A 21,603-nucleotide genomic window follows, 5' to 3' on the forward strand; every position below is an offset into this window, starting at 1 on the left:
CGTGGCGCAACGGCGCGCGACACCATCGACGCGACGGGGCTGGTGGTCTCGCCGGGGTGGATCGACATGCTGGGGCACTCGGAGTACCCGCTGCTGCGGGACGGCCGCGCCGTCAGCAAGATCACGCAGGGGATCACCAGCGAAATCACCGGCGAAGTGACCAGCGTGGTTCCGGTGAACCGGAACACGCTGTGCGAACTGGGGCGCGATTCGGTCCCGTGGAGCGACCTGGACGGCTACTTCCGCGCGCTGGAGGCGGCCCGCCCCGCCATCAACCTGGGCACTTTCGTCACCGTGGGCTCGGTGCGGCGCTACGTGATGGGGGACGCGGACCGCGCGCCCACGCCGGCGGAGCTGGACACCATGCGCGCCCTGGTCGCGGACGCGATGGAGGATGGCGCGATGGGGCTTTCGTCCGGGCTGATCTACGCGCCCGCTTCGTACGCGACCACGGAGGAGATCATCGAGTTGGCGCGGGTGGCGGCGCGGTACGGTGGCGGGTACGCGTCGCACATCCGCTCCGAAGGCGACCGGCTGGTTGAGGCGGTGAACGAGGCCATCCGCATCGGCGAAGAAGCGGGGACGTGGGTGCAGGTGCACCACCTGAAGGCGTCCGGACACCCCAACTGGGGGAAGATGCCGCAGGCGGTGGCCGCCATCGAATCTGCCCGTTCGCGCGGCGTGGACGTGACGGCGGACCAGTATCCGTACCCCGCCAGCGGCACCGGGCTGGACGCCATCATCCCCAACTGGGCGCACGCGGGCGGCAACGACTCGCTGCTGGCGCGCCTTTCCGATCCCGCCACCCGTGCGCGCCTTCGCACGGAGCTTACGGCGGGCGGCACGGACTGGAACATCGGCGCGTCGGCGGGCGGGCCGCAGGGGGTGATGATCGCGGGCGTGGGCGAGGACAGCCTGCGGCGCTACCAGGGGATGCGGCTGAACCAGGTGGCGGAGGCGCGCGGGCAGGAGGTGGTTGACGCGCTGTTCGACATCCTGCTGGCGGACAAAGCCTCCACGTCCGCCATCTACTTCTCCATGTCGGAGGAGGACATCGAATACGCCATGCGCCAGCCGTGGATCATGGTGGGAATCGATGCGGGGGCGCGGGCGGCGGACAGCACGGTGCAGGGAAAGCCGCATCCGCGCGCGTACGGATCGTTCCCCCGCATCCTCTGCCGCTACGTGCGCGAGCGGAACGTGATCACGCTGCCGGACGCCATCCGCAAGTTCACCTCGCTGCCGGCGGCGCGCGTGGGGCTGGACGACCGTGGCGTGGTCAAGGAAGGGATGTTCGCGGACCTCACCATCTTCAACCCGGCCACCGTCTGCGACCGCGGCACCTTCGAGGACCCGGTGCAGACCAGCGTGGGGATCGAGCACGTGATCGTGAACGGCGTCCCCGTGCTGCGCGACGCGCAGGTGACGGGGGAGCGGTCCGGGCGGGCGCTGCGGCGGGGCGGCGGGCGGTAAGCGGGGAAACCCAACAGGCATCGAACTGCGGCGGCGGGGTGCCCCTCCTCCCGGCCCCCTCCCCGTTCGTTCCTCACGGAGAGGGGGAGGCGCGAACGTACGGTTCGGAGTGTTTTGGAGAATGCGGTGCGGGATGGTGAGCCGGCCCCCTCCCCGACCCTCCCCCACAAACTGCGGCAAACTGCGTGGGGAAGGGAGGTGCGACGCACCTTACCGAAGCGGGATCTGTTCTCCCCTCTCCGTGAGGAACGAACGGGGAGGGGCCGGGGGAGGGGCACCGCGGCGGACGCCCGTTCGATGTCATTCGTCGAGCCACAATCCTGCCACGGCAACCCGCTTCCACCAGTCGAGAGGCCCCCGCCGCGCCCCCTCCGCGCGCCCCGTTGACGCGCGTCCGGTCCGCGCCGTGCGTCACGCGTTTCCGCGGACGCGGCGTGCTGGTGGCGGCAGGGGCCGCCGCCGCATAAATTCAGGCCGGCTTGCCCTCCGCCCGCCAGAAAGGGCGGCAGGGCTTACGGGCGCATCCGCACACGCGTGATGCGCCACCACGAGGGCTGGACCCATGGCAGAGCTTCGCTTTCACGGCCCCAACGCGGGCTACGTGCTCGAGCTGTACGAGCGCTTTCAGCGCGATCCCGCCTCGGTGGACGAGGGGTGGCGCGCATACTTTGCATCCATCTCGCCCGCGGACCTCGCGGCGCTCGACGCCGCCGGAGCTCCGCCGCCCGCGGCGTCCGGACCGGCTGCGTCCGCGCCGGGAGCCACGCCCGACCTGGACCGGCTGTTCTCCGCGCGCGAGCTGGGGCGCACCATCCGCGCGCGCGGCCACACCGCCGCGCGCCTGGACCCGCTGGGCGCCAATCCCGCGCCCGACCCGGTGCTGGACATCGCCCGCTACAACCTTACCGAGGCGGAGCTGGCGCAGCTTCCGCCGCGCACCGTCTACGGCCACGACCCGCGCTCCGCCAGCGCGCTGGACGAGATCCAGCGGCTGCGGCGCATCTACATGGGCACCGTGGGATACGAGTTCCTGCACCTGCCCGACCCGGACGAGCGCGCCTGGCTTCGCGAGGCCATCGAGAGCGGCGCTTACTCGCGGCCGCTGCCGGCAGAGCGCAAGCGCGCCCTGCTGGACCGGCTGTCGCAGGTAGAGGGCTTCGAGCGCTTCCTTCACCGCGCGTTCTTCGGGCAGAAGCGCTTTTCCATCGAGGGGACCGACGCCATGGTCCCCATCCTGGACGAGATCATTGGCGAAGCCGCCGCCGCGGGCGCGGACGACGTGCTGATCGGCATGGCGCACCGCGGGCGGCTGAACGTGCTCACCCACGTGCTGGGCAAGCCGTACGCGATGATGCTGGCCGGCTTCAAGGTGGCGCAGCAGGCCGTGGGCAAGGACGAGCAGCAGAACTCGGACGAGCCTTCCGGCGACGTGAAGTACCACATGGGGTGGGCCGACCAGCGCGAGGTGCGCGGCCGCACGGTGCGCGTGCGCCTTTCGCCCAACCCCAGCCACCTGGAGTTCGTGAACCCGGTGGTGGTGGGGATGACGCGCGCCGCCCAGGACGACACCTCGGCGCCCGGCGCGCCACGGCTGGAGCGCGCGCGCGGCGTGGCCGTCGTCATCCACGGCGATGCGGCGTTCCCGGGGCAGGGCACCGTTCCCGAAACGCTCAACATGCAGTCGCTCCCCGGCTACACGGTGGGCGGCACCATCCACATCATCGCCAACAACCAGGTCGGCTTTACCACCGACCCGCAGCAGGGGCGCTCCACCCGCTACTCCAGCGACGTGGCCAAGGGCTTCGAGGTGCCGGTGGTGCACGTGAACGCGGACGACGCCGAGGCGTGCCTGTCCGTGGCCCGCCTGGCGTACGCGTACCGGCAGCGGTGGGGCAAGGACTTCCTGATCGACCTGGTCGGCTACCGACGCTGGGGGCACAACGAGGGCGACGAGCCGCTCTTCACCCAGCCCGTGATGTACGGCATCATCAAGGACCACCCCACCGCCCGCGAGGCGTTCGCCAGGCGGCTGGTGGACGAGGGGGTGATGACGCAGGCGGAGGCCGACGCGGCCTACCAGCGGGTGCTGGACGAGCTGGGGCGCGAGCTGGAGTCGCTGGGCGAAGCGCCAAAGGTGACGGTGCACGACGAGCCGCCCTCGCGCAACGGCAAGCCGCCTCGCGCCACGGCCGTGGCAAAGGACACGCTGCTGGAGCTGAATCGCGCCCTGCTGACCCGGCCGGAGGGCTTCGCGCCCAACGCGCGCCTGGAGAAGGTGCTGCAGAAGCGTGGCGAGGCCGAGAACGGCGAGCGCAACATCGACTGGGGGCACGCCGAGGCGCTGGCGTTCGCGTCGCTGCTGGCGGAGGGCACGCCCGTGCGGATGACGGGGCAGGACGTGGAGCGCGGCACCTTCAGCCACCGGCACGCCGTGCTGCGCGACGCCAACACCGGGGCGCGGCTCAACGTCTTTCACACGCTGCCGCAGGCAAAGGCCAGCTTCGAGATCCACAACTCGCCGCTCTCGGAGATGGCGGTGGTGGGCTTTGAGTACGGCTACAGCGTGGGCGATCCCGAAGCGCTGGTGCTGTGGGAGGCACAGTTTGGCGACTTTGTGAACGGCGCGCAGGTCATCATCGACCAGTACCTGGCCGCGTCGTACCAGAAGTGGCAGCAGCGCTCAGGGCTTACACTCCTCCTTCCCCACGGCTACGAGGGCCAGGGGCCGGAGCACAGCAGCGCCCGGCTGGAGCGCTTTCTTCAGCTGTGCGCGGAGAACAACCTGCGCGTGGCCAACTGCACCACGTCGGCCAACTACTTTCACCTGCTGCGCCGCCAGGCCGCCATGCTGCACGCCGACCCGCGGCCGCTGGTGGTGATGAGCCCCAAGAGCCTGCTGCGCCACCCGCTGGCCGCGTCCAGCATCGATCAGCTGGCGCAGGGCACCTTTCAGCCGGTGATCGCGGATCCCGTCGCGGCGGAACGGGCGGAGGGCGTGACGCGGCTGCTGCTGTGCTCGGGGAAGGTGTACGTGGACCTGGTGGGCAGCAGCGACGATCAACGCAAGGAGCGCGCGGCGGTGGAGGGGATCGACCGCGTGGCCATTGCCCGGGTGGAGGAGCTGTATCCCTTCCCGGTGGAGGAGATCGCCGCGCTCGCGGCCACGTATCCCAACCTGCGGGAGATCGTGTGGGTGCAGGAGGAGCCGCGGAACATGGGCGCGTGGACGTACGTGGCGCCGCGGCTGGTGGACGCGTTGGACGTGCCGGTCCGCTACGTGGGCCGCGCGGATCGCGCCAGCCCGGCGGAAGGCTATCAGCACCGCCACCAGCAGGAGCAGAACCGCATCGTGTTCGCCGCGCTGGGCGGCGCGCCCGAGGTGGGGTCGCCCGCGCGCGGCGGCGAGAAGCTGATCGGCAAGCGCAAGTGAAACTGCAGGGAATTGGGAACAGGGAATAGGGAACAGCCTGCGACGGCACGTGCCGTTGCAGGCTGCGACCTGCCGCCTGTAGCCTGCCCTTCTTCTTTCGATGCAGAACGTACCGGAGCAGACGAATGGCCGTTGAGATCCGAGTTCCGCCCCTGGGTGAGTCCGTCGTAGAAGCCACGGTGGGCCGGTGGACCAAGAAGGAGGGGGATTCCGTCGCCAAGGACGAGATCCTGGTGGAGCTGGAGACGGACAAGATCACCGTCGAAGTCGCCGCGCAGGCGGCCGGCGTCCTGGGCAAGATCCAGAAGAACGAGGGCGACACCGTCGGCGTGAACGAGCTGCTGGGCTCGCTTGAGGCCGCGGACGGCGCCACGCCCGCGGATGCCGCGGGACAGACCGCCTCCGCGCGCTACGAGGAAAAGGCGCAGGAGCCCGCCGCCGCGGCGCAGGCTGCCGCTCCGGCGGAGGCCGCGGCCGGCGGCTCGGCGGACGCACAGACGTCGCCGGCGGTGCGCGCGCTGGTGGCGGAGCACGGACTGGACGTAGCCACCATCCGTGGCAGCGGCCCCAACGGGCGCGTGACCAAGGAAGACGTGCTCAAGGTGATCGAGGACGGCCGCGCCCGCGCCTCGCAGCCCGCCGAGGCCGCACCGGCTCAGCCCGCTGCTCCGGCCCAGCCCGCCGCGCCCGCGCAATCCGCGGCCCCCGCGAAGCCGGCGCCCGCGGCCGCGGGGGGACGCGAGGAGCGGCAGCGGATGTCGCGCCGCCGGCAGACTATCGCGCGGCGTCTGGTGGAGGCGCAGCAGACCACGGCCAGCCTTACCACCTTCAACGAGGTGGACCTCAAGGCTATCATGGACCTGCGCAAGGCGCGGCAGGACGACTTCGTGAAGCGCAACGGCATCAAGCTGGGCTTCATGTCGTTCTTCACCAAGGCGGTGATCGGTGCGCTGCGGCAGTTTCCGCGGCTCAACGCCGAGATCCAGGGCGACGAGATCGTCCTGAAGCAGTACTACGACATCGGCATCGCCGTGGGCGCGGAGGAGGGGCTGGTGGTGCCCGTGGTGCGCGACGCCGACCGGCTGAGCTTCGCGGGGCTGGAAAAGACCATCGCCGACCTGGGCACCCGCGCCAAGGACGGCAAGCTCGCGCTGGACGAGCTGCAGGGCGGCACCTTCACCATCACCAACGGCGGCGTGTTCGGTTCCATGCTCTCCACGCCGATCCTGAACCCGCCGCAGGTGGGCATTCTGGGGATGCACAACATCGTGGAGCGCCCGGTGGTGGTGAACGGCGCCATCGAGATCCGGCCCATCATGTACGTTGCGCTGACCTACGATCACCGCATCGTGGACGGCAGCGAGGCGGTTCGCTTTCTGGTGACGGTCAAGCGGATGATCGAGGATCCCACCACGATGCTGCTGGAGGGCTGAGCTCGGCAGTGCGGTAGTGCGTGAGTGCGTACGTGGATGAGACGAAGGGCCTGTCGCCTGGCGGCGGGTTCTTCGTGTTTGGGAGGGACGGAAAAGAAATTCCTCACACAGAGTTAACAGAGTCAACAGAGTTTGTCCTGCGCGATGAACAAACTCTGAGTCCGGTCTAACAGTCCGCATTGGCGGTCGACACCCCAGATTTCAGGGTCCTGCGCACTATCCTGAAGTCACGATCGGCCGTCTGAGAGCATTCTTGAGACCCATTTTTCTCCACGTTGACGTGGAGAACGGCATTCGTGACTTCTTAGACCGGACTCAACTCTGTTGACTCTGTTAACTCTGTGTGAGGCCATTCCCTGAAAGCCCGCCGGCTCCTCTCGGCAAGATGGGCGCGCCGGTGTCAGTTCTGTGAATCGCGGTGCACGTGCAGGCCGGGCGCGCGTCCGGACGGCGCCTGCCGCGTTCCCTTCTCGATCTCCACGCGCCCTTCATCCGAGCCCGTCCAGTCGCGCAGCCGTTCGGTGGAAAGCGACTCAAGCATGTGGTCCAGCAGGATCATGGAATCGAATACGCCGTCCAGCTGCACGCGCTGCCGGTCTGTAGCGCGCGAATCCATGGTCAGCAGCGCCGCGACCTGCTTGTGGATGTCGTCGCGCAGCATGGCGCGCACCTGCGCCACCGTGCGGTCGCGCACCATCCGCTGCCGCCGGTGCACGCTCCAGAAGATGAGCCCGTGCACCACGCCGACCGAGATCGCCACCAGCGCCGTCACGTGCCAGTAGTTCTCGCGCGATACGCCCACCAGCGACGGCAGGAACAGGATCACCGCCACACCCAGCGCGCTCAGCCACAATTCCAGATAACGCAGAACCAGTTGCACCGGTAGCCCCCCATCGCTTGTAACCTTTGTTCACCCCTGCGCCGAGATCCCCATCCACGCAATGCAAGGATGAGGCAAACGCCGCAGCGCGTGAGGGTCGTCGTTCAATCGGTGGATACGGGCGCTCACCCGCGTCCGGATGCATCCGCGCGCCTTGCCTGACGCCGCGCCGCGCCCCATGCTTCCGTCCGCCGCACCCGCAGCGGGTGCGGGATATCAACGCACACGAAAAGGATCCGTGCGGCGGGACCAACTCCCGCACCCACGCACTTCCGCACTCACGCACTCGGTTTCCGATGGCTGAAGATACGTTCGACCTCATCGTCCTGGGCGGCGGGCCAGGCGGCTACGTGGCCGCCATCCGCGCCGCGCAGCTGGGCTTCAAGACCGCCTGCGTGGAAAAGGAAAGCGCGCTGGGCGGCACCTGCGTGCGCGTGGGGTGCATCCCCAGCAAGGCGCTGCTGGACAGCACCGAGCTGTTCGACCAGATCCGCCATAAATCGAAGCTGCACGGCATCACCGTCGACGAGCCGACGATGGACGTCGCGAAGATGCACGCCCGCAAGGACGCGGTGGTCAAGGCGAACACGGATGGCGTCGCGTTCCTGTTCAAGAAGAACAAGATCGAGTGGGTGCGCGGCTTCGGCCGGCTCACTTCGCCCGAGACGGTCGAGGTGCAGGGTGAGGGCGGCGCGCGTACGCTGCGGGCGAAGCACGTGATCCTGGCCAGCGGCTCCGTCCCCGTGGAGCTGCCGTTCCTCAAGTTTGACCACGAGCGCATCATCGACAGCACGGGCGCGCTCACCATCCCCGAAGTCCCTGGGCACCTGGTCGTTGTGGGCGGCGGCGTGATCGGGATGGAGCTGGGGAGCGTCTGGCTGCGGCTGGGCGCCAAGGTGACCGTGCTGGAGATGGCGCCGACCATCCTTCCCGGCATGGACGCCGAGATCGTGCGCGCCGCCGACCGCATCTTCCGCAAAGAGGGTTTCGAGCTGCGCACCGGCACGCGCGTTACGGGCGCGGAGCGGAAGGGCGACAAGGTGGTCGTCTCGGTGGATGGGCAGGAGCCGATCGAGGCCGACTACGTGCTCGTCGCGGTCGGGCGGCGCGCGTACACGGAAGGGATGGGCTTCGAGGAGGCGGGTGTGCGGCTGGAGCGCGGGGTCATCCAGGTGGACGAGCACTTTCACACCGGCGTCGGCAGCGTCTATGCCATCGGCGACGCCATCGGCGGGCGGATGCTGGCCCACAAGGCGGAGGAAGAGGGCGTGGCGGCGGTGGAGTTTGCCGCGGGAAACCACGGCCACATCAACTACGACGCCGTGGCCAACGTGGTCTACACCTGGCCCGAGATCGCGTCCGTGGGGATGACGGAGGAAGAGGCCAAGGCCGCCGGGCGCGAGTACCGCGTGGGCAAGTTCCCCTTCCAGGCCAACGGCCGCGCCCGCGCCATGGCCGAGACCGACGGCATGGTGAAGGTGATCGCGGACGCAAAGACGGACCGGCTGCTGGGCCTTCACATCCTTGGCCCGCGCGCCAGCGACATGATCGCCGAGGCCGCGCTGGCGATGGAGTTCCACAGCAGCGCCGAGGACATCGCCATGACCGTGCACGCGCACCCCACGCTCCCCGAGGCGGTCAAGGAAGCCGCCCTCGCCGCCGGCGGCCGCGCCATCCACATCTGACGCTTTTCCGCGCCACCACAGGCGAATCGCCGCGCTCTACCCGGGTCGCGGCGATTTTTCTTGCGTTCGGGATCGATCCGCACCATCTTGAACTCGTTCAAATGAACGCGTTCAAAACCGCGTTTACTCCTTCGTCTCCAGATCCGGAGCCTCCACGATGCTCCTCAACAAGCGCACGATCGTCTCCACCCTGGTGGGGGCCGTGGTGTACGGCCTGATCGGCCGGCTGGCGTTCAGCGAATCGCTCCCCATCGCGGAGCCGATGACCTTCACCTTCATCTTTCTGGTGCCGCTGGCCGTGGGATACGCGGCCGTCGCGGGCGCGCCGCCGGAGAAGCGGCGCGCGTTCTCCGCGGTGCTCCTCGCGGTGACCGCGACCGCCATGCTGCTGGTCACCGTGCTGGCCGTGGGCGTGGAGGGGCTGATCTGCGTGGTGATGATGACGCCGGTCTTCTTCGTGATGGCGCTGGCGGGCGGCGCGCTGGCCGTCATCGTCCAGTCCATCCGCAACCGGCAGCTGCGCGCTACGGCATTCCTCACGGTGCTCGCCCTGCCGTACATGGCGGGTCCGCTGGAGCAGCGGCTGCCGCAGATGCAGTCGCGGCGCGTGGTGGAGAACCGCATCCGCATCCAGGCCGACGCGCCCACGGTGTGGCAGCAGATCATCCGCGTCCCCGCCATCCGGCCGGAGGAGTACCGCACCACCTTCATCCACCGCATCGGCTTTCCGCGCCCCATCGAGGCCACGCTTTCGCACGAGGGCGTGGGCGGCGTGCGCGAGGCCAGCTTTGAGCGCGGCGTGCTGTTCCGCGAGACGGTGATCGACTGGGTGCCGCAGCAGCGCCTTTCCTTTACCATCGCCGTCGACAGCATCCCCACAAAGACGCTGGACCAGCACGTCACCGTGGGCGGCGAGTACTTCGACGTGCTGGACGGCACCTACGAGATCGTCCCCGTCGCCCCCGGAGAGGTGGAGTTGCGCCTGTGGAGCACGCACCGGCTCAGCACGCACTTCAACGCCTACGCCTCGCTCTGGACCGACTTCGTGATGCGCCAGATCCAGGGCAACATCCTCGAAGTCGTTCGCGACCGCGCCGAAGCGGCAGGGTAGGGAGTGGTCTGTCCCTCGATGAAAGGCACCGCGTCCGGCTGGTTTGGGGGGACGCGGTGTTCTGTTGTCGTTAGGATTAGTGTACAATAGTGTACTGACGAAACCCGCGGCGGAGCTCACATGCGAGAATTGGATTCAAGAACCGGGATCTTCACGACGCGTAACGGCGTGCGCGAGGAGATAAGGATTGAGCGTCAGGATTATCGTCTGCTTGACATCTATGCTTCATGGACGCCGGCGCGCCGATTGAAGGCGGTTGCGGACATGATGCGTTCTGCCCGCGAGACCATGACGGCGGGTGTGCGCCACCAGCATCCTGACTGGTCAGACATGCAAGTGAAGCGGGAAGTAGCCCGGAGGTATCGTGGACACAGCGATTGATCTGCAGGTCTACACCGTTCGGCAGATTGAGGATCTGGAGCTCCCTTACGCGATCGGCGGCTCTATGGCTGCGTCTGCCTACGGAACCCCGCGCTTCACGCGTGACGTCGACATTGTCGTTGACCTACCGCTGGAGAAGGTGAGTGCGTTCATGGCCAGGTTTCCTCACGCCGACTTCTACATCGATGAGGTGGCGATCCGGCAGGCGGTGCGCGAGCGCAGCCAGTTCAACATCATCCACCACGAATCCGGCGTAAAGGTGGATATCTACATCCCTGCGGAAGCCATCCAGCAGAATCAGATCAAACGTGCGCGGCGGTTGGTGAGCGAATCGGGAGAAGCCAACTATTCTCCACCCGAGGAGCTGATCATCATGAAGTTGGATTACTATCAATACGGTCAACCGCAGCGACACCTGGAAGACATCGTCAGTCTTCTTTATGGATTGCGCGGGAATGTCGATTTCGAGATGATCGAGCGGGAGGTCGCGGCCCGTGGACTGCAGGAACCCTGGTCTGCTGCGAAGCTGCGATGGAAAGAGGTCGTCGACGCGAAACTGGCCGCCGCAGAACGCGAAAGGCCCGCGGGGTGAGGTGGCCTTCTCGCGTCAGCGCAGGACTTTGCGGATGAAGCGCTCGTCGGGGCGGGCGCACTTGGCGTGGGCGGTGCACACCCATCGCACGTCGTACGGGCGCAGGCGCTCGAAGAGGGAGACCAGCTCGGCGTGGTTGCGCGCCCGGTCCTCGGTAAAAATCCCCATCCCGGGGCCAAAGCCGGTGTGGTACGGGCGCGAGATGGCGTCGCCGGCGAACAGCACGCCGCGGTACAGGTACGCCGTGCTCCCCGCCGTGTGGCCGGGCACCACAAAGGCGCGGATGGTGTCCGTTCCCATCACGAACGTCGTATCGCCCGAGAACGACCGCACGGCCACCTCGCCCGGCCAGGGCCCCACGTCCCCGCGCACCGCGGCCACGGCGCGCGAGGGGACGTCCGCGTGCGCCAGCGTGCTCTCGAAGAGCGGCACCTCCGCCGCCATCATGTGAAAGCGCGCGTGGCGCACCAGCGGCCACGCCATGATGTGATCGCGGTGGCTGTGCGTCACGAACACGTCCGTCACGTCCTCCGGCCGCGCGCCGATCTGCGCCAGCCCGCGCCGCAGCGCGCGGTCGGCCCCGCCCCACCCCAGGTCCACCACGAACACGCCGTCCGCCGTGCGCGCGGCGAACACCAGGCTCTGCGTGGGCCAGGTGGTGGGGATGGCGTTGGCGTCCGGCCCCTCCACCTGGCGCAGGTTCATGGTGCACCCGGCCAGGAGCAGCAGCGAAAGGACGAGGGCGAGTCGTCTGGGCATGGGGAGGATCGGGGAAAGCGAAGACCGCCGGCCCGCCCCGTCGTGCGAGGGCGGACCGGCGGGCATACCCCCGTGCGGGGCCGCGGTTCAGGCCGCGGCGGCGTGCCGGGCGTTGAGGTTCACCAGCCGCGGCGGGGCGAACGCCACCGGCTGCGCGGGCGCTTCGGCGTCGTCCCCCGTGCGGAAGCGGCCCACGCCCGCCTGCAGCTCGCCCGCGATCTGCGACAGCTCGCTGGCGGAGGCGCTCATCTCCTCCATGGAAGCGTTGATCTCCTCCACCGCCGCCGCGGCCGACTCCGCCGCGCTGGCGTTGCTGCGCGAGAGCAGCGTGAGCACGTCCAGCGCGTCCGCCGCGCCGGCTTCCACCGCCGCCGGGTCCACTCCCGCGCCGGAAAGCGCCGCGCGGCTGGCCTGCGCCATCTGCTCCGCCGCGCTGGAGATGCCGGCCAGGTCACCCACCGTCTGCTCCACCATCGCCACGATCACGCGCAGGGCGCCACCCGCGTCGCTGGCCAGTGACGCGCCGGCGTTCACCTCGGCCGTGCCGCGCTGCATGCTGTTCACCGCGCGGCCGGTGAGCGCCTGCACGTCGCGGATGATGTTGGCCGCCTCACGCGCGCTCTCGCCGGACTGCGTGGCCAGCTTGCGCACCTCTTCCGCCACCACGGCAAAGCCGCGCCCGTGCTCGCCGGCGCGCGCGGCCTCGATGGCGGCGTTCAGCGCCAGCAGGTTGGTCTGCGCCGCCATGTCGTCGATGACCCGGGTAATGTGCTGCACCCGGTCGCTGTACGCTCCCAGTTCGCCGATCTCCCCCGCCGCGTCCAGCACCGTCTGGCGGATGGCCTGCAGCCGTCCCACCGCGTCCTCGATCACCCGCGAGCCGTCGCGCGCCACGCCCACCGCCCGCTGCGACGCCTGCGCGGCCCCCTGCGAGCGGCTGGCCACGCTGCCGATGGAGCGCGCCATCTGCCCCAGCGTGGTCGCCATCTGCTGCGTGTTCAGCGCCTGCTCCTGCGACCCGGCGCTGACTTCGCCCAGCGCCCGCGCCACCTCTTCCGCCGCGCCCGTCACGTGGTCCGCCGCGGCGGTAAAGGTTAGCGCCACGTCCGCGACCTCCGTCGCGCGATTGCGCACGTCGCGCACCGACTCCGCCAGCCGCTCCGTCCCACGGTTCACCGCCTGCACGGCGTCGCCCACCGCGCCCGCGCCGCCGTCCGCGCGCGCCGTCAGGTCGCCGTCGCCCATGCGCGTGGCCAGCCTCACCAGCCCCTCGGCGGCGCGCGTTTCCGCCGCCAGCAGCCGCGCCATGTAGACCAGGATCGCCACCTCGAACACCACCCAGCCGGCGTGCACGGCCACGATCCCCCACCCGGTCCCGTGGTTGAAGATCATCGCGCCGTGGTCCTGCGCCTGCAGCAGGTTGAAGAGGACGTGATGCCCCGCCACGACCGCCGCACCCACCACGGGTACCCGCCAGTCACGGTAGAGCAGAAGAAAGGCGAGGATGGCGAAGATGTGAAAGTGCATCTCGATCATCCCCCCCGTCTGGTGGATGATGAGTGCCGACACGCTCAGCAGCGCCGTGGCGATCCCCATCCGCGCCGCCAGCCGCCCCTCCCATCGCCACGCCACGAACCAGCCCAGCGTGATGATGGGCACCCCAAAGAGCAGCGCCTCGCGCCATGTTCCGTTCAGCGGCGCCAGCGCGAGCACCAGCAGCAGGTGCGCGATCAGCAGGCGGCGCAGCAGCCGGTCGGCCGTGCGGTAGCCGGTGGCCAGCAGCCCTTCGCCGCGCACGTCCGGCGGCGTGATGACAGAGAGCCCTGGCAGAGCAAGAGTCTGCCGGACGGCAGGGGACGCGTCGATCATGGAGAAGCGTGGGATGAGCGGTGGATGCGCGGAACCGTTCCCCCGCGCCAGGTGATGACTTTGGACAAACCTGATACAATTACAGTACCACGATCTGTCTCAGGCGGGAAGCCCCTCGGAGAGTCGAGATCGGCACGGAGTCACGGGGAGGATAGGGACGTCGCGGACTCCGCGCCGCCGGAATCCACGATGATCCGTACGCTGCTGCCCACACCGGTCCGATCCGCGCCTGATACCACGCAGGCAGCGGTCCGGTCCGCTTCACCAGCATTGCGCCAACCGGCGCGGCGCCCCGATTCTCAACCCGCCGGATTCGGCCGTGGAACGCGCAGACGTCGGGTTCAGGAGCGCGGCGCCGGCGGCTGCACGCGCTGCCACAGCTCGCCGCGGGCGCGCCACAGGAAGGGGAAGAATGAGGCGCGGTGCGTGGCCATCCGCTCCAGGTAGCGCACGCCGGAAGACGCCGCCGTCCCCTCCACCTCGGGCCCGATGGTCCGCTCCGCCGTCCGCGCGTGGACGAAGCGCCAGCAGCGCACCTCCTCGTCATAGTCCAGCAGCGCCTCTGCAAGGTGCACCAGGTCCCAGTGCGCGCCCTGGCCGTGCGACGCCGCGTACGCCTCCGCCGCCGTCACGCCGCGCCGCTGGAACGCCGCCGCCGCCGCCGTCGCCAGCGAGGGCGCGTCCCACAGCACCTCCAGCGCGTCCGTCCACAGGCGCGAGTGCGGGCCGCTGGACGGGTCGGGATGGATCTCCGACTCCAGGTAGCGGCGGAACTCCGGCTCCCGCGCGCCGGACAGGATCTCGATCTCGTGCCACTGCCCGCTCTCGCCGCCGCTGGCCGGGACCAGGTGGTGGCGAAAGGCGTAGAACCCACCCAGCGTCATCGTCTCCAGCACGCGCATCATCGGCGAGAACATCCGCACGATGGCCGTAAAGCGCTGTACCAGCCACGTCGCCAGCCCCAGGTCGTCCCGGTCCAGCGCCTCGATCGCACGCGGCAGGTCTACCCGCAGCTGGCTGAACCACACCTCGAACGACTGGTGGGTCGCTACGAACAGGTGCTCGTCAGGGTGCCGCGTGGCCTCAGGCGGCGGCTGCAGCGCCAGCAGTTCCGGCAGCCGCAGGTAGGTGCAGTAGTGGGTCTGCCCAGGATCGCGGACGGTGTGCCCGCAGGGAAGCGTGTACGAGGTGGCGTTCATCGATCGGCGAAGAGACGGTACGGCGGCGCTACGTCGGCGCGATGCGACAATCTGCGCCCCCGTGGCCGTTCACGAAACCCGCCGCGCGGAAAATGATCTAGGAAGGATGATGCAGCGGAACCGCTCGTCAGGAGAAGAGCCGCAGGACGGAGCGGCCGAAGGATGCGAATGCGCGCCGCGCTCTGCGCACCGGGCGTCGGCGCTCCGCGCAGATTTCCTCGACGGTGCGGTCGCCCCACATCTCCTGCGCGAGGTCTGGACTCACGCGCTTTACTCGGGAAACGAACTCTTCAGGCGTCACCGTGTCGAAGTGCTTCTGCCAGATGGCACCTGCCTCTTTCGGATCAAGCATATAACCCTCCTCTGCTCATGCCAGTCGCCACGACCGGAGAATCGCTTCCGGAGCACGAATCGCGATCTGCACGTGCGATCGGTCAAGCAGCGCCGAGTCCGGGAATGCCGGTTCTCCTTCAGAAAACGCTGCTCGTACGCCACTTACGGCCCTATTCTTTTCCTCCAGCAGGTCGATAAGGTAGTTCATCACGTCGCGGTCCCGCCGGTGTGCGCCCGCACTCTGACGTGGTAATGAGCGCCCCTGCTGCTCACCTTCTACAAGATAGCGCGGGTAGACCCGCGCGATTTCAGCATGCCATGGCACATCCAGCAGGTCAATGCAGTCTTCCAGATCGATTTCCGCGCCGATGACGGCTGCGTTGTCGCCGAACCGCTGGCGCGCCCATTCCATCGCACGCACGGGCGCATCCTGGAAGAAGTACGCCCCGTCGCCCAGCCAGTCGTACTCGTTGCGGCTGATCTCGAAGCGGGAGGCCAGGATGCGTTGCGCCGCTTCTTCGCTCGTGCCGTGAAAGCCAATCGCCCGCATCCCTCGTACCCCGCGTTTTCAACTTCGTCTCCAGAGGGCGCTGGATCAAGCACCGGACGAAATGGATCGGCCGTCTCTAAATCCACGCATCGCGCACTCTGTTCGTTTCCGGCATCAAGATGTACAGAGTGAGCAACTTCGCGCAAGGGGTGCGGCCGCGGCTCTGAGAGAATGATACGCACAGCAAGAAGGGCGGCCCGAGGCAGGGCCGCCCTTCGCTTTCAAGCACGTGATGCGGTGCGTCAGCCCCCGCCGCCGCCCACCACGCCGCCGCCGGGGATGCCGGGCTCCGTCATCTCGCGTACGTTGAGCACGGTGTCCAGCTGCTCGTCGCTCAGCAGGCCCCGGCGCTTGACCACGGTGCGAACCGACTCGTTGTTCTTGGCCGACTCCTTGGCGACCGCCGCCGCCTCGTCGTAGCCGATGTAGGCGTTGAGTGCGGTTGCGATGGACGGGTTCTTCTCCAGCAGCTCGCGGCAGCGCTCGCGGTTGGCGCCGATCCCCTCCACCGCGTTGGCGCGGAACGCGTCGCAGCCGCTGGACAGGATGGCGACGGACTGCAGGAAGTTGTGCGCCATCACCGGCATCATCACGTTCAGCTCGAAGTTGCCGTGCTGCCCGCCCACGGTGACCGCCACGTGGTTCCCCATCACCTGCGCGCACAGCATCATCATCGCCTCGCTCATCACCGGGTTCACCTTCCCCGGCATGATGGACGAGCCCGGCTGGATGGCCGGCAGCGTGATCTCGGCCAGGCCAGACGTAGGGCCGCTCGCCAGCCAGCGGATGTCGTTGGCGATCTTCAGCAGCGACACGGCCAGCGTGTTCAGGGCGCCGGACGCGGAGACGTAGGCATCCTTGGCGCCCTGCGCCTCGAAGTGGTTCTCCGCCTCCACGAACTCCAGCCCCGTGCTCTCGCTGATCTTGCGGATGGCCAGGGCGGGGAAGCCGGGAACCGCGTTGGTCCCCGTGCCCACCGCGGTGCCGCCCAGTGCGAGCTCCGCCAGCTCCTCCGACGCGTTGCGCAGGCGGCGCACGCCGTGCTCCAGCTGCGACGCGTAGCCGGCGAACTCCTGGCCCAGCCGCACGGGCGTGGCGTCCATCAGGTGCGTGCGGCCGCTCTTGACCACGTCGTCGAACTCGGCGGCCTTGGCCTGCAGAGCGTCGCGCAGGCGGCCCAGCGCGGGGATCAGGTCCTCGTGAATGGCCACGCGCCCGGAGACGTGCATGGCGGTGGGGATCACGTCGTTGGAGCTCTGCCCCATGTTGACGTGGTCGTTGGGGTGTACCTTGCGGCCGCCGCCCAGCAACTGCGTGGCGCGCGTGGCGATCACCTCGTTGGTGTTCATGTTGCTGCTGGTGCCGCTGCCCGTCTGAAACACGTCCAGCACGAACTCGCCGTCCAGCCGCCCCTCGATCACCTCGTCGGCCGCGCGGGCGATGGCGTCGGCGATGTCGGCCTCCAGCAGCCCCATCTCCGCGTTGGCCTGCGCGGCGGCCTTCTTGATGGTGCCCAGCGCGTGGATGAAGCGGCGCGGAAAGCGGATGCCGCTGATGGGAAAGTTCTCTACGGCGCGCTGCGTTTGCGGGCCGTACAGCGCGTCGGCCGGAACCTGCATCTCGCCCAGCGAGTCGCGCTCGGTGCGAAAGCCGGAGGTGTTCGTATCCGTCATGGCTTGATCCAGCGGCGGTGCGTGTTGAGGTCACGTTTGGGACGCGGCAAAATGCACCCGCCGCGCCCCGTGCGCAAACCATTCGGCTCACCCTGAATCAGTGGATGCAGAAAGGCCCCGCCATTCGCTGGCGGGGCCTTCGTCGTATGATGTCCGGCCGGGCGGCCTCAGAACGTGCGCTTGGGCCCGTTGGGCGACCCCAGGACCTCGAAATCGTCGGTAGCGTGGATCGCCTCGATCTGCTCGGGCGTCAGCGAGGCGATAAAGCCCCGGTAGTTCCGCAGCCGCTCCTCAACCTCCTCCATCGTCGGCAGCGGCATCGTCAGCCATGCCCGGCGTATGCGCCGAATCCCCCCACCAGTGCGGGAGCGGATCGAGCGGTGGCGACGTGGAGCGGGGTGAGGTGCAGTGATTGACATCAGACCTATCAGGGCGCGCGGTGCATCATCGCTCGATCCTTCGTTCGCAATATAACACTCGTTCTTTGTCTTTTACAACGCCGAAGCCCAGGCCGACGTACAGGTGGAGTATGCTTGGTAGCGGCTGCATCAGCCGCAGCGACTGAGCGCCCACGGCCTTGCCGTATGCTTCCGCGGCACCGATCGCCAGAGCGGCGATGCTCCCGCGCAGCGGATGATCCGGGGGATGAGCGCTTTCGATGTAGTCGACGAAAAGCGCGTGGCGAACTCCTTCGCGATCCCGGTTGGATACGCGCCCCACCGCGAGCCCGCACAAAATTTTGCCACTCCAGATCGCCAGGTGGAATGCGGACGGATTTCTCCACGCACGGCGAAGCAGGGGCTCCCAATCCCAACCACCCCAGCCGGACGGGTGCGGCCCAGACCATGTCGTTCTCCAGAAGGAGAGCGTGTACGGATCACAATCGGCCAAGCGGACTGGCGCGGTACACTGGCCTGCGGCGAGAACGTCGTCCCGTGCAAGGGCGTACGCGGATTGGCGGATGCGAGCATATCGCTCCTGTGCATGCTGGAATGACGTATCGGGCATCGGCGGCGGAGTGCGCGGACGTGAGGAAAGTCCGCGCAATGTTCGCCGCGAAAAAGGCAGTGCGCAAGCTAATTTGCGTGGCCGCTTTGCACCGCTCCAAAGCACCCAGCGGCGGGCACGTGCTTTTCCAGTATCTACCGCAATACAGGGTGAAAACCGCTCCGAATGTGCCGGGCGTGAGCAGCCGTTACTGCGGGTCGTCGTCTCCTTCCGCGCGCAGGCGCTTGCCGGCCAGCGGGTCGGCGCCGGATAGGAGGTCGTCCTGGCGCACGTCTAGCACCTCCAGGGCTTCGGCGGCGGCTTCGGCGCCGGCGCCGTAGAGGAACACGGGGACGCCGGCCTGGCGCAGCATCTCCGCTACGTCGATGCGGTCCTCGAAGGCGCACACCAGTTCGTAGTCGCGCCTCAGCCGGTTCACCACTTCGGCCTTGAAGAAGCCGGCGGGGCGGGTCTCACCCTCCGGCCGCATCAGCAGCGCGTCGTACTCCGTCAGACCGTTGGCCTCCAGCCAGCGCACGGTCTTGGTTCGCGTGTACTCGGGGCGGCCGGTAAGGAACAGGATGCGGATGCCGGCCGCGTGCATGGCGCGCAGGACCTCCATGGACGCGGCGATCGGGGGGTCGGTGTCGATGGCGTCGAAGTACGACCGCCAGTCGCGCGCGCGCCCCCGCTCCACCTCCACGAAGTGCGCGCGCGCCTTGTCGTCGGACAGGGTGCCGTCCAGGTCCCAGATCATCGCGCGGGGCCGGGTGCGCGAGGGATCCACCTCCACATCCCCGGCATCGCGGGTCCCGCCGTCGTCCGTCACGTCGCGGCTCAACGCTTGGCCGGGCGCGTGGGGCGGATCTCGATGCGCGAGGGAAGGGCGTTCTCGGGGAACGTAAGCAGTTCCATCACCAGGCGGGCGATGTCTTCCGGCTGGATCATCCACGCGTTCTCGGGCGACGGCTGCTTGTTGTTGAAGTGCGTATCCACCGAGCCGGGCATGATGCAGCACACGCGGATGCCGTGCTCGCGCACGTCCAGCATCATCGCCTCGCTAAAGCCCAGCAGGCCGAACTTGCTGGCGTTGTACGCTGCGCCACCGGCGAACGGGTTCTTTCCCGCCAGCGAGCCGATGTTGATGATCCACCCGCCGCCGCGCGCCTTGAGGTGCGGAATGGACTCGTGGCAGGCGTAGTACACGCCGTTCAGGTTGGTTTCGATCACCTGGTGCCAGTGCTCCGGCGACATCTCGTCCACGGTGCCAAAGCGGCCTATCCCGGCGTTGTTCACCAGCACGTCCACGCCGCCCAGGTCCAGCGCCGCCTCCACCATGCGCCGCACGTCCTCATGCCGGCGCACGTCGGCGCGCACCGCGGCCACGTTGCCCGCGCCGATGCGGTCCAGCTGCCGCGCGGCGGCGTTGACCTCCGCCTCGTCGCGGGCGGTGATCACCAGGTTGGCGCCCTCGCGGGCCAGGGCCTCCGCGATGGCGTAGCCGATTCCCTTGCTGCTCCCCGTAACGATCGCCGTCTTTCCGTCCAGCGTCCCCGGCATTCCGATCTCCCGTGCTCGTTCGTCTGTGCTCGTCGTTGTTCGAGCGGAGAGGAGGCCGCAAGTCGCAGGCCCGGGGGGTGGTGGGGAAGAGACAGCGGGCAATGGCCAAGGAGCGCTCACCTCGACTGTGGAGTGGGTGCATGGTTTTCGGGATCGCGCATCAGTGGGTGCGATCGACTTGCTCCCGCGCGCTTCGGCCGATCATCCACCGATCCGCATCTCTCCCAAAAAAAATTCTCATGGCCCCCTGCCGCATTCCATCTACCTCCCGTTTCCGTCGCCCTCACAAAAGATCGTCCCTTGTCGACCGGCTCGCCTGCCCCCGACACCTGGGAAGCCCGGCTTCGCACGCTGGAAGCAGAGGAAACGGCACGAGAAAACTCCGTTGACTCCGTTAACTCCGTGTGAGGCCATTTCCTTTTGAGGGCCGGCATTACTGCAATGTTTGATCGACATGGTGGCTTCGCCATGTACCCATCAAAATCGCCCGGCCGATGGAGCGGGTCCACCGGCCGGGCGGGTTCGCGTCAAGATGCCGACGCGTCAGGCTACAGGGTGCTCTTGAACAGCAGCAGGTTGGGCGTGCCGACGGGGACGCCGGACAGCACGCCCGGGGTGGCGTTGCCGACGATCCAGGCGTTCACCTGCGCCGTGGTGGCCGCGGGTACGTAGTGCTTGTACAGCGCGGCCACGCCCGCCACGTACGCCGACGCGAACGAGGTGCCCGACACGGGCCCCGGCGCCGACGCGGGGGCGTACAGGTCCACGCAACTGCCAAAGTTGGTGAACGACGAACTGGCGTCGGTGACGGTGGACGCGGCCGTGGTGAGCGCGGAGACGGCGCCGGCGGGCGCGGTGCCGCAGGCGTTCACGTTGTTGTTCCCCGCCGGTACGGCGATGGGGACGCCGGCGTTCGCCAGGTTGTTCACCGCCGTGTTCAGCGCCGCCGAACCGCCACCGCCCAGCGAAAGGTTGGCGACGGCCGGGGTGGCGTGGTTGATCTTCACCCAGTCCACGCCGGCGATGATCCCCGAGGTGGTGCCGGTGCCGTTGCAGTTGAGCACCCGCACACCGCGCAGGCGCACCGCCTTGGCCACGCCCACCGTGTTGGACCCGATGGTGCGCGCCACCAGCGTGCCGTGCCCGTTGCAGTCCGCGCCGTTGCCGCCAAAGACGTCGAACACGTTCACCACGCGCGGAGACAGCTCCGCGTGCGTGGGCGTGATGCCCGTGTCGAGGACGTAGACGTGCACCGCGGGGGCCGTGGCGTTGGCGACGTACGCGCCGTTCAGCGGCAGGAACTGCTGGTCGATGCGGTCCAGCCCCCAGTGGATGGACTGCGCCTCCGAAAGCTGGTCCTGCTCCACGTACTCCACGCTGGGGTTCTTGCGCAGGGCGTTCAGCTGCCCCGCGTTCAGCCCCGCCGCAAAGCCGTTGAGCGCGGCCGTGTAGACGTGGCGCGGGCTTACCCCCGCCACCGCCGCCACCGAGCGCGGGTCGGCGCCCTCCTTGAGGACTACGATGTACTGGCCGTCCAGCCCGCGTCCGGTGGCGGCCAGGAGGGGCGCGCCGCCGTCCGCGTGCGCGGCGGCGGTGGGCGCGGGCTGGTCCGCGCAGGCGGCGAGCGCCAGCAGCGACAGCAGAGCCGGCAAAATCGTCTTCATCGTTGGATACTTTCTCGGGAACGG

Annotated in this window: 19 protein-coding genes; 7 read left to right on the forward strand and 12 right to left on the reverse strand. The window is 68.5% G+C overall.

What is annotated here, in order from left to right; genetic code table 11:
• The 3 genes from ACOJUJ_RS26690 to odhB form a co-directional block, all read left to right on the forward strand.
• Positions 1-1,473 (forward strand): N-acyl-D-amino-acid deacylase family protein (locus ACOJUJ_RS26690; protein ID WP_420129981.1); only part of this gene is annotated, 1,473 nt, incomplete at its 5' end.
• Between the two features lie 562 nt (positions 1,474-2,035).
• Positions 2,036-4,903: a 2-oxoglutarate dehydrogenase E1 component gene (locus ACOJUJ_RS26695; protein WP_420129982.1), complete on the forward strand. Its 2,868-nt coding sequence runs from the start codon at positions 2,036-2,038 to the stop codon at positions 4,901-4,903.
• Positions 4,904-5,028: 125 nt separating this feature from the next.
• On the forward strand, positions 5,029-6,336 hold the full coding sequence (gene odhB, locus ACOJUJ_RS26700) for a 2-oxoglutarate dehydrogenase complex dihydrolipoyllysine-residue succinyltransferase (protein ID WP_420129983.1): 1,308 nt from the start codon (positions 5,029-5,031) through the stop codon (positions 6,334-6,336).
• Positions 6,337-6,736: 400 nt separating this feature from the next.
• Here odhB and ACOJUJ_RS26705 read toward each other — a convergent pair whose 3' ends face one another.
• On the reverse strand, positions 6,737-7,216 hold the full coding sequence (locus ACOJUJ_RS26705; RefSeq protein WP_420129984.1) for a hypothetical protein: 480 nt from the start codon (positions 7,214-7,216) through the stop codon (positions 6,737-6,739).
• A 296-nt stretch (positions 7,217-7,512) separates the two neighbouring features.
• Between ACOJUJ_RS26705 and lpdA the strand changes: the two genes are divergently transcribed.
• The 4 genes from lpdA (at position 7,513) to ACOJUJ_RS26725 (ending at position 10,985) form a co-directional block, all read left to right on the forward strand.
• The gene (gene lpdA, locus ACOJUJ_RS26710) at positions 7,513-8,901 is read left to right on the forward strand and encodes a dihydrolipoyl dehydrogenase (protein WP_420129985.1); all 1,389 of its coding nucleotides are present in this window, start codon (positions 7,513-7,515) and stop codon (positions 8,899-8,901) included.
• 157 nt (positions 8,902-9,058) lie between these two features.
• Positions 9,059-10,012 (forward strand): hypothetical protein, encoded by a 954-nt coding sequence (locus ACOJUJ_RS26715; RefSeq protein WP_420129986.1) that lies wholly within the window; start codon positions 9,059-9,061, stop codon positions 10,010-10,012.
• Between the two features lie 120 nt (positions 10,013-10,132).
• Entirely contained in the window at positions 10,133-10,393 is a 261-nt protein-coding gene (locus tag ACOJUJ_RS26720) for a hypothetical protein (RefSeq protein WP_420129987.1), read from the forward strand.
• On the forward strand, positions 10,377-10,985 hold the full coding sequence (locus tag ACOJUJ_RS26725; protein WP_420129988.1) for a hypothetical protein: 609 nt from the start codon (positions 10,377-10,379) through the stop codon (positions 10,983-10,985). The genes ACOJUJ_RS26720 and ACOJUJ_RS26725 overlap by 17 nt, the downstream gene beginning before the upstream one ends.
• 15 nt (positions 10,986-11,000) lie before the next feature.
• Here the strand turns inward: ACOJUJ_RS26725 and ACOJUJ_RS26730 are convergent, their stop codons facing one another.
• The 11 genes from ACOJUJ_RS26730 to ACOJUJ_RS26780 form a co-directional block, all read right to left on the reverse strand.
• Positions 11,001-11,744: an MBL fold metallo-hydrolase gene (locus tag ACOJUJ_RS26730; protein ID WP_420129989.1), complete on the reverse strand. Its 744-nt coding sequence runs from the start codon at positions 11,742-11,744 to the stop codon at positions 11,001-11,003.
• Between the two features lie 87 nt (positions 11,745-11,831).
• Positions 11,832-13,613 (reverse strand): methyl-accepting chemotaxis protein, encoded by a 1,782-nt coding sequence (locus tag ACOJUJ_RS26735; RefSeq protein WP_420129990.1) that lies wholly within the window; start codon positions 13,611-13,613, stop codon positions 11,832-11,834.
• A gap of 341 nt (positions 13,614-13,954) precedes the next feature.
• Positions 13,955-14,812: a tryptophan 2,3-dioxygenase family protein gene (locus tag ACOJUJ_RS26740; RefSeq protein ID WP_420129991.1), complete on the reverse strand. Its 858-nt coding sequence runs from the start codon at positions 14,810-14,812 to the stop codon at positions 13,955-13,957.
• Positions 14,813-14,939: 127 nt separating this feature from the next.
• Positions 14,940-15,164 (reverse strand): hypothetical protein, encoded by a 225-nt coding sequence (locus ACOJUJ_RS26745; RefSeq protein ID WP_420129992.1) that lies wholly within the window; start codon positions 15,162-15,164, stop codon positions 14,940-14,942.
• A 15-nt stretch (positions 15,165-15,179) separates the two neighbouring features.
• Positions 15,180-15,695 (reverse strand): hypothetical protein, encoded by a 516-nt coding sequence (locus ACOJUJ_RS26750; RefSeq protein WP_420129993.1) that lies wholly within the window; start codon positions 15,693-15,695, stop codon positions 15,180-15,182.
• Positions 15,696-15,937: 242 nt separating this feature from the next.
• Positions 15,938-17,368 (reverse strand): class II fumarate hydratase, encoded by a 1,431-nt coding sequence (locus ACOJUJ_RS26755; protein WP_420129994.1) that lies wholly within the window; start codon positions 17,366-17,368, stop codon positions 15,938-15,940.
• Between the two features lie 167 nt (positions 17,369-17,535).
• Positions 17,536-17,688 carry a hypothetical protein gene (locus tag ACOJUJ_RS26760; RefSeq protein ID WP_420129995.1) on the reverse strand — a complete coding sequence of 51 codons (153 nt, stop codon included), beginning with the start codon at positions 17,686-17,688 and terminating at the stop codon, positions 17,536-17,538.
• Between the two features lie 124 nt (positions 17,689-17,812).
• A complete protein-coding gene (locus ACOJUJ_RS26765) occupies positions 17,813-18,376 on the reverse strand; it encodes a hypothetical protein (RefSeq protein ID WP_420129996.1) in 564 nt (187 codons plus the stop codon).
• Between the two features lie 187 nt (positions 18,377-18,563).
• Entirely contained in the window at positions 18,564-19,196 is a 633-nt protein-coding gene (locus ACOJUJ_RS26770; RefSeq protein WP_420129997.1) for an HAD family acid phosphatase, read from the reverse strand.
• Positions 19,193-19,915 carry an SDR family oxidoreductase gene (locus ACOJUJ_RS26775; protein ID WP_420129998.1) on the reverse strand — a complete coding sequence of 241 codons (723 nt, stop codon included), beginning with the start codon at positions 19,913-19,915 and terminating at the stop codon, positions 19,193-19,195. The genes ACOJUJ_RS26770 and ACOJUJ_RS26775 overlap by 4 nt, the downstream gene beginning before the upstream one ends.
• 548 nt (positions 19,916-20,463) lie before the next feature.
• Positions 20,464-21,579 carry a S8 family peptidase gene (locus tag ACOJUJ_RS26780; RefSeq protein WP_420129999.1) on the reverse strand — a complete coding sequence of 372 codons (1,116 nt, stop codon included), beginning with the start codon at positions 21,577-21,579 and terminating at the stop codon, positions 20,464-20,466.
• Between the last annotated feature and the right edge of the window lie 24 nt (positions 21,580-21,603).

This window comes from Longimicrobium sp. (genome assembly GCF_048594345.1).
GTDB lineage: Bacteria > Gemmatimonadota > Gemmatimonadetes > Longimicrobiales > Longimicrobiaceae > Longimicrobium.